Annotated in this window: 14 protein-coding genes and 1 pseudogene; 11 read left to right on the forward strand and 4 right to left on the reverse strand. The window is 41.0% G+C overall.

The genetic code is table 11. The annotated features are described in order from the left end of the window. Positions 1 to 290 precede the first annotated feature (290 nt). The 3 genes from BR06_RS0117185 to BR06_RS0117195 all read left to right on the forward strand — a co-directional run bounded on the left by BR06_RS0117185 (position 291) and on the right by BR06_RS0117195 (position 3,454). Complete coding sequence (locus tag BR06_RS0117185) at positions 291 to 863, forward strand: TetR/AcrR family transcriptional regulator (protein WP_031485294.1); 573 nt, start codon at positions 291 to 293, stop codon at positions 861 to 863. 176 nt (positions 864 to 1,039) lie between these two features. Further along, the gene (locus BR06_RS0117190; RefSeq protein ID WP_031485295.1) at positions 1,040 to 1,942 is read left to right on the forward strand and encodes a TIGR01777 family oxidoreductase; all 903 of its coding nucleotides are present in this window, start codon (positions 1,040 to 1,042) and stop codon (positions 1,940 to 1,942) included. Between the two features lie 132 nt (positions 1,943 to 2,074). Beyond that, positions 2,075 to 3,454, forward strand: a complete 1,380-nt coding sequence (locus BR06_RS0117195) for an esterase-like activity of phytase family protein (protein WP_031485298.1) — start codon at positions 2,075 to 2,077, stop codon at positions 3,452 to 3,454. 109 nt (positions 3,455 to 3,563) lie between these two features. Here the strand turns inward: BR06_RS0117195 and BR06_RS20185 are convergent, their stop codons facing one another. The 3 genes and pseudogenes from BR06_RS20185 to BR06_RS0117210 form a co-directional block, all read right to left on the reverse strand. Beyond that, positions 3,564 to 3,809: a hypothetical protein gene (locus BR06_RS20185; protein WP_084154236.1), complete on the reverse strand. Its 246-nt coding sequence runs from the start codon at positions 3,807 to 3,809 to the stop codon at positions 3,564 to 3,566. A gap of 12 nt (positions 3,810 to 3,821) precedes the next feature. Then, a pseudogene (locus BR06_RS20965) lies at positions 3,822 to 4,058 on the reverse strand (RHS repeat-associated core domain-containing protein); the annotation flags it as partial. Positions 4,059 to 4,121: 63 nt separating this feature from the next. Then, the gene (locus BR06_RS0117210) at positions 4,122 to 4,331 is read right to left on the reverse strand and encodes a hypothetical protein (RefSeq protein WP_156952728.1); all 210 of its coding nucleotides are present in this window, start codon (positions 4,329 to 4,331) and stop codon (positions 4,122 to 4,124) included. Between the two features lie 18 nt (positions 4,332 to 4,349). Here BR06_RS0117210 and BR06_RS0117215 point away from each other — a divergent pair, with 18 nt between their 5' ends. Further along, entirely contained in the window at positions 4,350 to 4,550 is a 201-nt protein-coding gene (locus BR06_RS0117215; protein ID WP_156952729.1) for a hypothetical protein, read from the forward strand. Between the two features lie 241 nt (positions 4,551 to 4,791). Here the strand turns inward: BR06_RS0117215 and rsgA are convergent, their stop codons facing one another. Next, positions 4,792 to 5,844 carry a ribosome small subunit-dependent GTPase A gene (gene rsgA, locus BR06_RS0117220; RefSeq protein ID WP_031485307.1) on the reverse strand — a complete coding sequence of 351 codons (1,053 nt, stop codon included), beginning with the start codon at positions 5,842 to 5,844 and terminating at the stop codon, positions 4,792 to 4,794. Between the two features lie 216 nt (positions 5,845 to 6,060). On the opposite strand from rsgA, the gene BR06_RS0117225 reads away from it, so the two are divergent. From BR06_RS0117225 to BR06_RS0117260, 7 genes are all read left to right on the forward strand, one after another. Next, positions 6,061 to 7,026, forward strand: coding sequence for a hypothetical protein (locus tag BR06_RS0117225; protein WP_031485308.1), 966 nt, complete (start codon positions 6,061 to 6,063; stop codon positions 7,024 to 7,026). Between the two features lie 54 nt (positions 7,027 to 7,080). Continuing rightward, on the forward strand, positions 7,081 to 7,569 hold the full coding sequence (locus tag BR06_RS0117230; RefSeq protein ID WP_031485311.1) for a universal stress protein: 489 nt from the start codon (positions 7,081 to 7,083) through the stop codon (positions 7,567 to 7,569). A 40-nt stretch (positions 7,570 to 7,609) separates the two neighbouring features. Next, a complete protein-coding gene (locus tag BR06_RS0117235) occupies positions 7,610 to 8,605 on the forward strand; it encodes an ABC transporter substrate-binding protein (protein ID WP_034603113.1) in 996 nt (331 codons plus the stop codon). Positions 8,606 to 8,743: 138 nt separating this feature from the next. Further along, on the forward strand, positions 8,744 to 9,217 hold the full coding sequence (locus BR06_RS0117240; RefSeq protein ID WP_051677163.1) for a hypothetical protein: 474 nt from the start codon (positions 8,744 to 8,746) through the stop codon (positions 9,215 to 9,217). Positions 9,218 to 9,226: 9 nt separating this feature from the next. Further along, positions 9,227 to 10,531: a guanine deaminase gene (gene guaD / locus BR06_RS0117245; protein WP_031485317.1), complete on the forward strand. Its 1,305-nt coding sequence runs from the start codon at positions 9,227 to 9,229 to the stop codon at positions 10,529 to 10,531. Between the two features lie 88 nt (positions 10,532 to 10,619). Next, a complete protein-coding gene (locus BR06_RS20785; protein WP_235727753.1) occupies positions 10,620 to 12,203 on the forward strand; it encodes a carbonic anhydrase in 1,584 nt (527 codons plus the stop codon). A 211-nt stretch (positions 12,204 to 12,414) separates the two neighbouring features. Then, a complete protein-coding gene (locus BR06_RS0117260) occupies positions 12,415 to 12,870 on the forward strand; it encodes an arsenate reductase ArsC (RefSeq protein WP_031485318.1) in 456 nt (151 codons plus the stop codon). Positions 12,871 to 12,892: the final 22 nt, after the last annotated feature.

The following is a 12,892-nucleotide window of genomic DNA, read 5'->3' on the forward strand; positions in this document are numbered from 1 at the left end:
CATCAGTATGAATGCACTCAGCCATGACACCTAGACTTGACCGCATCAAGCCTTGTTATTGTCAGGTATCAATTTAGCCTTCGAAGAAAACCTGTGCATACGTTAATGATATATGCACTCGAATTACGAAAGTTAAACATTCTTAGAAACCACCTTCAGTTTCTATTCCTCCAAACAAAAGCTCCTCGTTAAATGAGGGGCTTTTGTTTTTTTGATTGCATTGTTGACGTTTATATACGGCTTACGTAAATTCTTAAGCGTAAATTAATAAAGTAAAAGAAGAGAGCTCGATGACTAAAAAGGAACTGGTTTTACAGATTGCTAAAGAGCTTTTCGGAGAACTTGGGTACAATGGTACTACTTTTAAAAAAATAGCAGATCGCGCTGGAGTTGCGGTGGGGCTATTGTCTCATCATTATGTCAGCAAGGAAAAACTTTTTAGAGTCGCAGGGCTAGATGTTACTGAAAGGCTAAGTTTAGCTCTCCAGAATGAAGTAATTCAGGCCGAAAACGGCTTTGATGCTGTTTGTAGATTTGCTAAATGCTATCTTGATTTCTCCATAAATCCCGATGAAAATTTTCTTGTACTTGTCAGGTGCTCTCCTTTTAGTGATATCAAAACTGGAGAAGACCGCGACGCGATGGTTCACAAGTTTGCTCAAATTCCTGTGCTGCTCGAGACCTGTGTGGCTCGGGGAGTTCGTGATGGATCAATATCAGATTTACTTATACCAGAGACGGCTTCTGTTGTGCTCTGTAATCTTGTTGGTGCCGTCAGAACCAAGCTCTTAACTCCATATAGCCCTCCAAAATTATATGACGAAACTCTGAGATTTATAATGCGCAGCATCAAGGCCGCTTAACATTATCTCATTATTTTAGCGTTTTTTTGCATTGCCATTCCTCTTATTTTACTCTTCACTCAATCAGACTCATTATATTATTTGAATGTTGTCATTTCAATTAGTATAGATGTATGATGTTGTTTAATTAATAGTTATAAAATTAATTAGGCTTCAGATCATATAAGGAGGTCTTTATGCGAGTTGTAATAACTGGTGGAACGGGGTTTATCGGCAGAAAACTCAGCAAGGCTTTGGTGGCAAAAGGCTATCAGGTTTACGCTCTTACGCGTTCAACACGGACATCTGATATTGCGGGAGTCAGGAATGTTGTGTGGGACGGTGTGTCTTCATCAGGATGGGAGGAATTTGCAGAGGGAGCAACTGCAATCGTAAATCTTGCGGGAGACAATATCGCTTCCGGTAGATGGAATAAAGCTAAGAAGAATAGCATATTATCCAGCCGATTGAATGCTGGTAGAGCTGTAGTCGAATCTGTAATGTCCGCTAAAGTTCGTCCTAAGGTTGTAATTCAGGCTTCCGCAATCGGATACTATGGTCCAAGAGGCGCACAGCCTGTAACGGAAGATGCTGCATGCGGTAATTCTTTTTTGTCCGACGTTGCAAAAGAGTGGGAAGCATCTACTGCCAGCGTTGAAGATTATGGCGTTAGGCGGGTGGTTATTCGTACAAGTATGGTTTTGGGTTCCGGCGGTGCTCTTAGTAAGATGATTGGCCCTTTTAAACTTGGGCTTGGCTCCTATATTGGTGATGGTCATCAGGGCGTTTCGTGGATTCATATTGATGATGAAATAAGAGCCATAATATTTTTGATTGAAAATTCCTCATGTAAGGGTGTCTATAATCTATGCTCCACGCATCCTGAAACGTTCAATAAGTTCGCGGAAACCCTTGGTAATGTTGTCGACAAGCCTGTTCGCCTTCGTGTTCCGTCATTTGTACTTAAGCTTATACTCGGCCAGATGGCGGAGGAAATTCTTATCAATGGACAGTTCGTATTGCCGGAACGTTTAATTACTGCCGGATTTAATTTCGAGCACCTAGATTTGAAAGAAGCATTAAGCCACTTTGTTGATTAGGTAAGCTTTTAAGTTGTTGGTTTGGTAATATTTTCTGGTTTATTAACACATACGTTTCGTTTGTAACTTGAATGAGATTTACTATTAACTAATAGGATGTAGCTGAGTTATAAAAAATGGAGGCTACACTAAATGTTTAAAAAGTTTATTGCTACAGGAGCTATTCTTGTCCTCAGTGCAGGGTTTGCGTGCGGAGCTGACGTTGAAATTGAGAAGTATGATATTGATACCCCTTTAAAGTATAATGTTCCGTACAACGGGAAATATGCAGATCGTATTCCAGAAGGTTTCCCGATAGGGATCGGTTCCGGTATGACTTATATCGGTAAGGCCAAAGATGGATCTCGCATGTTTTACGCAATCGGGGACCGTGGGCCTAATGCCGATAGTCCTAGAGTCTTGGTTAACGGAAAAAAAGTTCCATCCAAAGTATTTCCTGCTCCTAATTTTACTCCTACATATGGTGCGCTTGCTCTCAAAGATGGCAAAGTCACTCTCCTTAGCGCAATTGAGATTAAAGATTTCAAGGGACGCAATATTTCAGGTCGTCCATTGCCTCCCGGTACTGTCGGTTCAACCGGAGAAGTTCCACTTTCAGATTCATATAAGATCCTCAGCTACGATAAAGAAGGGATGGACACAGAAGGGATTGCCATTGATCGTAAAGATGGAAATCTCTGGATATGTGATGAATATGGCCCGTTCATAGCTAAAATGGATGTAAATACCGGACGTATCCTTAAGAAGTATTCTCCAGGGGATGGACTACCTGCCATCGTTGGAAAACGTCAGCCGAACAGAGGAATGGAAGGTGTGGCTGTGACTCCATCCAATTTGGTGCTTGGTGCGGTTCAGTCTATTTGTGATGTGGGTGGGAAAATTTCAGCAAGCAAAGCTCCCTTCACCCGTCTAGTTTTACTCGATCCTGAAACAGGCAAAACAAAGATGTTTGCTTACCCCATTGATGTTGATGCGTATAAAAAATGTAAGGATGCCAAAATCGGCGACCTGCATGCTATAAGCGACACTAAATTTCTAATTGTAGAGCAGGGTAAAGGTAAAGACGGGCTTCGTAATATTATCTATTTGATCGACATTGCAGGGGCCACAGATTTAAGCGGTAAAAAGACTGCTGGCGGGAAAGAGCTAGAAATGGTTTCTGGTTCTGATGAATTAGAAACTCTCGGCATAAAGATGGCTACGAAAACAGAGATTATCAGTTTGCGCGAACATGGCTGGAAGCCCAGTAAGGCAGAAGGGCTGGCATTGCTCCCTGATATGAGAACGATAGCTGTATGTTCAGATAATGATTTTGGATTCGGATCTGTCACTGTGAATCCGGTGGAAGATAAAAAGGGGAAGGACGTTAAGAAGGCTACAAAGTATGTCATAGATGATGGCAAGCTTACTTACGATGGAGGTGAAGTTCAGACATCATTTGAACTTCAGGCTACGGGAGAGAAGGGTGGATTTTGGATGATTAAGCTTCCGAAGACAATTGATCAATATTAATTGGTTCGTTGTGTGTCGTTATGAAATAGTTTGATGGCTTTAGTTTATTATTGGGCTGTGGGGTTAACCTCACAGCCTTTTTTTTGGATTTTCACTTACGGTGATGTTCTCAATTTTCTTTTATTTCGCCTTTTCTCTTTTTTCGCATGATTTCTTGAGCGCCTTTTTTTGTTTCAGGATGTGTAAGCGGACTAGCCTTTTTGTGAATCGCGTCCCCAGATTCTCCTGCGATTTCCATTCCGGCTTCGCCTGCAATGCCGCCTATTTTTCCTAAAGAACTTCCAACTTTGTCTGGAAAACTTCTTTTCCTTTCATAATAGCCAAGAATTTCAGAGGGGTCTGAATGTCTAGGCACAGAGCTATCGGTTTACTGTATTTTTTCGTGCTTAGTGTTTTTCTTATCTCCGTCTTTTTCTTTCTCCTCACTCTTCCCCTTAAGCCCATCCCGATCCACAAAATTATTCGGATCATCCCAGCAGTAGCCATAAACATCTACATCGTCGCCAGCAAACCCTATAGGATCAGGAGTGGCAAAACGTCCAACTTCAGGGCCATACTCACGGTATCCGAAATGAACTAGGCCGGTGTCTTTAGCGAGAAGTCCCGCAGCGAATCCTGAGGAATATCAATAGTTCCATCAGTATCGACAATGAGATTGCCAAACGAATCACATATAATTTGCTTTACCTTCTTCGTCATACGCGAAGACTTTCACATTTTGCCCCGCGCCATCGGCTACAGCTTCAAGTGTCGTAAAGTCCTTCCATAGATACTTTTCGGTAACCGTTCCATTAACAGATTTGGCTATGCGCATATCTTCGGAATCAAAATGATATTCGATAATACGACCATCAGGCAATTGAGCTTTGTGAAGCACGCCTTTTGGCAGATACGAATGTTTTGTAATCTGCCCATGGTCATGCTTCAAAACAAGCCGACCTTTGGCGTCGTAAGAATACTTAACCTCGCCAGCCTGAATAAGTTTCAGATTCTTATCGTAAACATACTGACGCTCACCAAAACTTACAGTGCCAGCGAAAAGACGCTCGCCAAACTTACCGTACTCGTACGACTCACTGCTTCAGCTATGATTTAATAGGTATTAAATTATTTATTCTGCGATTTTGATAGAATTTGAGAGGGATAATCAGAATTTAGGCGTAGGACTGCCAGATGACGAGATTACGGGGAAGTACAAAAAATATAGGAATGACAATGTTATAGAATATGGCAAAGCGAAAGGCTAATCTCACAGGCCAATTGTAATACCCTGAAACGGTAAATCTATTTTGGATGGCGCGTGGCTAAAGTATAAAGTAAAGTTCGACGGCGGATGATTACTTACGCCATTTATATTTGGAATCCTTATTCTTCTTTCTGCCGGATTCAGATTTTCGTTTAACTCTTTCAGCGATATTTTCTTTGTTCAGTTCAGATTCTTCAATAAGTTTTTGATAATTATCAAGTCTGCGTTGATCTATTATTCCATCTTCAAGAGCGGCTCTAATTGCACAGCCCGGCTCATTTTTATGACTGCAATCTGCAAATTTACATTGCTCTGTCAATTCTGAAACTTCATTGAATGCGTTGTATACTCCAGACTCACAATCATAAAGCTGTAGCTCTCTGATTCCCGGAACATCAATCAAAAGTGCGCCAGAAGGCATAACGTGGAGGGATCTGGATGTAGTGGTGTGCCGCCCTTTATCATCACCAACACGGATAGCTCCGACCTTTTGCTTGCTAGTGCCATTTATGGTGTTAAGCAGTGTAGACTTGCCAACGCCTGATGAGCCTAAAAGAACAAGTGACTCGCCTTTACCAAACCAATTTTGTAAAGCCTTAACGCTCTCAGTGTCTTTGGAATTTACAACCATTACCGGCATGGAATCATGTAGCTTTTGAGCCTTTTCGAGATATTCTTGTGGGTCCTCGGCTAAATCTGCTTTGGTTAGGACCATCACAAATTCAATGTCTGCTTCCATAGCAAGGCATATATACCGCTCAAGGCGATTCAAATTAAATTCGGTATTGCAGGATGAGACAATAAGCAGTGTGTTGATATTGGCCGCGATAGGCTGGAGTTTTATTTCCTGCCCCGGGCTCATGCGTTGAAGTAGACTGCTGCGTTCAAGTAAACGAGTAGGAACCTGCGTTTCTTTGTTAAGTAATAGCCAGTCACCGACAGTAGGCTGTTCATTTAGACTGCCCACGCCAGTTTCTGCGATTTGCAAAAGAAGTTCTTCTTTTCCAGTGGATACGACCAGATGTCCCTTATGAGTTTTGGTAACTCTGGCGGGGAGGGTAGTGTCTTGCTCTTCGGAAGAAAGTTGTTCTTGGAAGGATGGTTTCCAGCCAAGTTCGTCTAGGGAATATTCGATTTGATTCAATGAGACCTCTTAAAATGCGAAAATTTGGATATTCAACTCTTACTTAATTAGAAAACTTACGTAACAAATAAAGAACAAGCAAGAGCCATTTTGGAACCTTTAACAGCTTTTGCAGTTAATGTTCTCTTTCTGTTTTACTTTATCACCTGCTGTGATATAATCCAAGTAGGATTATAAGCCTTGTTTGGTGTTTAAAACGACATCAGGAGTGTGGCTATGAGTAGTGAAGTCAGAGATCTTATCAATAAATACTTGCCTGATTCTACAATGTCCCGTTTCGGGAAGGTTTTTATAGATACAACCCAGTTTATGAATATTGACTATAGTGATGTCATAAAACTTGGTACTGAACATTTTTTGGTGCTAAAAAATGAACAGGAACGGCGTTTTGGATTATCCGATCCGAAATATTGGGTTAAGAGAGGCAAGCATTTAGAGTCTGGGCAGCCTCAAATTTTGAAGCTAGCTTTTTACGAAAAATTCCCAATGCACATCGGGCCATTTGAAATTAACTGCTATAGAAGCCCGCGCAAGGAAGCTAGAATTCTGGAACTTGTGAAGGGTGATACGCGCTTTATGCAGGGGTGCTCTAATTATGATGTAGCTGGCAACAATGTAAGGGTGCTGGACATAATACGTGGCAAGCGTCTTGATGTGGTTGTACACAACATACCTGTCGATCATAAAACTTATTTTCACGAGCATTTTCCTAAAATTTTAGAGAAGTATATTGACTCGTGCGATGCAATCAAGTTTCTACATGACAATGACGAAAAGCACGGTGATATTCGCCGGGATCATTTGTGGGTAGAAAGTGGAACTGGTGCGTATAGGTGGATCGATTTTGATTATGCCTTTGAGTTATATGAAAATCCATTCGGACTGGATCTTTTTGGATTAGGATCCATTCTTATTTATCTTGCCGGTAAAGCAAATTTAACAATGCAGACTATGCTCGAACTGGGCATAGATAATTCCATTCTCAGCACCTTGAATACTGGGGATTATTCTATTGTTATCGGCAATAGAGTCGTTAATGTTCAGAAAATATATAGTTATATTCCAAGTTCGCTGAATAACATTTTAATGCATTTCGCATCATCAACTTCGGTCTTTTATGAGTCTGTAGATGAGTTGCTGATCGATATGAGAAAATGTTTAAAGGAAATTCGTAAATTATAATTCCTGAAAGAGTCTAACTCCAAAAAGGTCCAAATTTCGAAGGAGGATATTACCATGACACTAAATAAGATTCTCGTAGCATTTGATGGGTCTGAGAACTCTTATAAGGCTATTGAATATGTCGGCAATATTATAAAACATTGCCCGATCTGCGGAGTTACGATTCTGCATGTTGAACGTCTTCCTGATAAGGATCTTTTTAAAGATGATGATGCATGGGCAATCCAGTGTGAAAAAAACGAGGTTGATATTGGAAAAAAGATGTCCGAAGCCAAAGACATTCTTGTTAAAATAGGCGTATCTGGTGAAGTTGTTGTTGCGCAATATTTTGCTAGTTGCAAGTCGCCGTTTCATGATACTGATATTTGTGGAACAGGAAGAAGTATTGGTCTGGATATATTGAGAATAAGAGAAGAAGGCGATTACGATACACTTGTTGTAGGCAGGCGCGGAGTAAGCAAGGCTGAAGAATTTTTGTTTGGTTCGGTTTCAACAAAAGTGGTTCAGTCCGCAGTTGATTGTACCGTATGGGTCATAAGTTGAGTTTCATTATTTATCTAAAATGAGAAGTAGGATTGCCCCAATGTATTATGTTATAAGTAGAGTTGCGATTCTAGTCGCATTAATAACTTTGTTTTTACCAGTCTGTGCAAATGCGAAGCCTAAGGTGTTGGTCATCGAAAGTTATCATGCTGAATATGAATGGAATAAGAATAATGAAAAAGGTTTAGAGTCCGTTTTAAAGGGTAAAGTCGATCTTTCTTATTTTAGAATGGATACCAAGAGAGTTGTTGCTGATCAATATCAAGAAAGAGCAGATCTTGCGTGGGATGAGTATATAAAATCTCAACCCGATGTTGTGGTATTGGCAGACGATAATGCTTTGAAGCTACTTGGTCCAAAATTTTTGAAAACAGACACTCCCGTTGTATATCTTGGAATTAATGGCAATCCTCGAAGATATATCGAACTCAATAAAAATATTACAGGGGTGCTTGAGCGCCCATTATATAAGAGATCTGTTAAGTATTTAAAACAAATTCTTAATCTTGATAAGAGTAAAATTTTAATTTTATTGGATACTGGAACAACTGCAAAAGTGTTAATGGATTCAGTGTTTGACGGTATGTATTCTGCAAAAATTGGTGACATACAAATAACAATTCAAGAGGTTGCTACTTTTGAGGATTGGAAAAATATTATTAATAAGTCCGCAGATGACGGTTATTCCGCAATAATACTTGGCTTATTTCAAACTGTAGTTGATGATAATAATGATCATGTTAAAAGTGATGATATCTTGAAATGGACTTCTAAAAATTCTCCCGTTCCAATTTTTGGTTTTTGGGAAATGAATGTTGGAAAGGATAAAACAATTGGTGGGCTGGTATTAAGTGGAGAAGTACAAGGCATAACTGCGGGGGAAATCGTTCTATCTATTTTAAACGGAGTGCCGGTACAACAAATAAAACCAGTAATTCCTTCCCGTGGTTTATTTGTTTTTAGTAAAACAGAATTATTTAAATGGAAAATATCATTGCCGCGATATGTGAAGGGTATAACCAAATTTATTGAATAAGTTTTACTCCGTTTGCCACCGATTGAGGAATGTATTCTGTGTAGATATTCTGCACAATAACATAGCCGTAATATAAAAATAAGTAACAGTCTGAATTGGTTTTAAATACCATAATTTATATTATCAGGAGGGGCTACTTTGGCTGACAAGCAACCGCGATTGTTCAGAACATCCGCATTTCTTTCATTGACTATAGGTGTGCCGTTTTGCGTTTTCAAGTTTCTGTTCGGCCTTTTGGCTTATCAAAATGGATACGTTTTACTTAGTATTGTTATGGTAATCTGGTCAGTGATAGATCTGGCCATGAATTTTGTGCGTATCACTAAAGAGCTATTACAGCTCCGTAGGCCTGACATTGAATTTTGCTCTCTCGCTCACCTTGGGCGTAGGATCGGCAGAGCTCCACTTCTTTTGACTATTGACACATTTTTATCATTTTTTATCATTTGTTTTGTTCTATGGTCCGGCTGGATTAAAGAGCTTTCGGAATGGGGCGCATACATGTGGTTTGGGGCTACTACTGTTAACCTTATGGGGTTGGCATTGATGAATGTTTGTATTGAAGTTTTTACAGGTCCTAGTAAAACTGAAACTTCGCAAAAAAAAGATTAGGAGGCTGAAATGACAACAGTAACTGCCCATAGAGGGGCAATTTTTCATTATAAAGACGATGCTAATCTTCAAAATGCTGCTGATTCATACGAGTATTTTGAAGACGGAATGCTTATAATTGAAGATGGAAAAGTTGTGGCTGCCGGGGAAGCTCCAAAGCTAATTGAAACGCTGGCCGATGGTACTACAATTATTGACCACGGTGATCAGTTGATAATGCCGGGCTTTATTGACACTCATGCTCATTCTCCACAGGCAGGTGCTATAGCTGGTTACGGAGAACAATTGCTAGAGTGGCTGAAAGGGTATATTTTCCCTAGCGAGGAAAAATTTTCTGATCCTGTACATGCTCGTACTGGGGCTGCTTTTTTTCTGGATGAGCTGCTGAGAAATGGAACTACCACGGCGTCCCTTTATTCTTCATCGCACAAGGAAGCTACGGACATTCTTTTTCAGGAAGCTGAGGCTAGGAATATGCGCATCATTGCAGGGAAGTCGCTTTCGGACCGCGATGTGCCTGAGGGGCTTCGTGATACGCCGGATTCAGCTTATGAAGACTCAAAAGAACTAATAGAAAAATGGAATGGAAAAGGGCGGCTCTTGTACGCCATCACTCCGCGTTTTGCTCCAACTTCTACTAAAGAAGAACTTGAAGTTGCTGGTCGTCTAAAGAGAGAATATCCGGATCTGTATATGCAGACTCATTTAGCTGAGAACCTCCATGAAGTTGAGCTTGTAAAATCACTTTTCCCTGAATCGAAGGATTATCTTGATGTTTATGATCATTATGGCCTGCTCGGAAAACGTACCATCTTTGGGCATAGTGTCCACCTTTCGGATAGGGAGTTTGAGCGCATAGCGGAAACAGGTTCTGTCGCATCATGGTGTCCTACATCTAACTTTTTTCTCGGCAGTGGTATTTTCGATTACGCACGGGCAAAGCGTATGAATGCCATGATAGCAATGGGTACGGATATTGGCGGCGGTACTAGTTTTTCTATGCTGGTAACTTTGAGCGAGGCGTACAAGGGGACGGCCATTCGCGCCGAAACTAAGCTTTCGGCCTTTGATGCCTTCTACCTAATTACTTACGGGGGAGCGCGAGCACTATCGCTGGAAAACTCCATAGGTAACTTCTCGCCCGGCAAGGAAGCTGATTTCGTAGTTTTAGATTTGGAATCTACACCGCTCCTACGCTATCGTATGGAATACACCAAAACTCTGGCGGAACGGCTGTTCGTTCTCATGACGCTCGGTGACGACAGAGCTGTTGCTAAAACATATGTTGCGGGACTGGAGCACGTTTCTAAATAAAAGTTTGGTAAAATAAATTGCTTGAATAGGATTGCATCATAACCATATAGATCAATGAATCTTTTTAAGATTTATCCATGGAGTCATAATGAAATCTGGAATTCGGAATTTGAGATTTACTTTGGCCATGCTTTTAACCATTATGACAGTTTTATTGATTGCAGACCTTTCTCAGGTGTATGCTGAAAAGGTGTCACCGGAAGGAGTTCTTTCACTATTAAAGGATGGTAATAAACGGTTTTACTCCGGCAACCCAACTCATAAGAATACTGATAGCATAAGGCTGAATCAGGCTGGAACGGAGAATCAAGGTGATCATGCATATGCAACGGTAATTACATGTTCTGATTCCAGAGTTCCCGTCGAGAGAGTTTTTGACGCCGGGGTTATGGATTTATTTGTGATTCGTGTTGCAGGAAATGTTGTTCAGACTGACGAAGCCGGTAGCATTGAATATGGATTAGCACATGTTAACACTCCTGTTTTAGTCGTCTTAGGCCACAAGCAATGTGGCGCTGTAGAAGCCGTTACTAGTGTGGTGCAAGGTCATAGTCATACGTTTGAACGCAATATTCCACCATTGGTAGCTCCCATCGCACCAGCTGTTAAAAGGGCGATGGCTCAGCATTCAAATATTGAAGGAAACGAGATAGTTCCTTATGCCATAACAGAAAATGTCTGGCAGTCTATTGAAGATCTATTCATGGAAAGTCCTGCTACGCGCAAGCTTTTTAAGAGTGGGAAGGTCAAAGTTGTCGGTGGTATTTATGACGTTTCTAATGGACAAGTTGAATGGCTTAGTGAGGATAAGGTTCTATCTATCCTAAAAAAAGTTGAGGCAAATCCGAAGCGCGGAATATATGCTATGGCCGCTAATGGTAAGGGCGCAGTCCCTGTTCCTAGTCCAGATGAGATTGCTAAAGGTCCCGCTGATAAGCACACATACCCTCCTATTAAAGGTAAACCGTCTCCTTCTGAAGTAATAATGTTGCTTCAGGACGGAAATGATCGTTTTTCATCAGGTTCTACTATTCATCCTAATTCCGGTATTTCCCGTATGAATCAGTCAGGTGCGGAAAGTCAGGGCAAGCATGCTTACGCAACTGTGATTACCTGCTCGGACTCGCGGATTCCTGTTGAGCGTGTTTTTGATGCTGGAGTTATGGACCTCTTTACGGTTCGTGTTGCTGGAAACGTTGTGCAGACTGATGAGGCTGGAAGTATTGAATATGGCCTTGCTCATGTAGATACGCCGGTTCTTGTTGTTCTTGGACACACACAGTGTGGGGCGGTAGCAGCTGTTACTAACGCGGTGCAGGGCCATGGTTCTGAGCTTGAATGGAATATTCCACCACTAGTCGCGCCTATTCTGCCTGCGGTTCAAAAAGCTATCTCCATGAATCCAGGTGTAAAAGGTGAAGAAGTAATTCCTTATGCTATTGAACAAAATGTTTGGCAGTCCATCGAAGACCTTTTCATGCAAAGTCCCGCAGCTCGGCAAATTGTAAAGACTGGCAGATCCAAGGTTATTGGCGCTATTTACGATGTTGCCACCGGACAGGTAAAGTGGCTGCCTACTGGGCAAGTTATGGGGATATTAACTCGGGTAGAGGATAATCCTGCTAGGGCTCTAAATATTATGGACGTGGGTGATTCTGAAAATTCTCAATAAAGTTGAGTTACTTTTTGTGCATAATCTACATTCTTACATTACTAAAAAACGCGAAGTCCTTAGGGGCTTCGCGTTTTTTTTAGTGATGTGTAATTGTTGCTAAAATGTAACACAATCTGCATTGATGATAATTCATAAGCTCACTACTTTGGGCTAGTTGGTTAAATAAGAAATTTATATATAATTTTATCTTGCCTAGGAGATACATTGAATGAGTAAAAAGCTGAACGTACTTTTCCTTTGCACTGGCAATTCGTGCAGAAGTCAGATGGCGGAAGGGTGGACAACACATTTAAACAGCGAGGAAATCAACGCTTACTCGGCGGGAATAGAAACTCATGGTTTAAACCCGAATGCAGTGAGAGTTATGGCTGAAGCTGGTGTTGATATTTCGAAACATAGATCGCGTCATATTGATGAGTTCAAAGATGTTCCTATTGATGTCGTAGTGACGGTTTGCGGACATGCTCATGAAACCTGTCCTTATTTTCCCGGTAATTGCAAAGTTACACATGTGGGTTTTGATGATCCTCCGAAGATGGCTAAAGAATTATCTGAAAAGGGCGGTTCCGAAGAGGAGCAACTCAATTGTTACCGAAAAGTACGTGATGAAATTAAAGTTTACGTTGAATCACTGCCAGAAAGTTTAGAGTCTCTTTTCAAATAGTATTCATTCATATCTGAATGGA

Origin of the sequence: Maridesulfovibrio frigidus DSM 17176, assembly GCF_000711735.1 — a bacterium.
Classification (GTDB): Bacteria; Desulfobacterota; Desulfovibrionia; order Desulfovibrionales; family Desulfovibrionaceae; genus Maridesulfovibrio; species Maridesulfovibrio frigidus.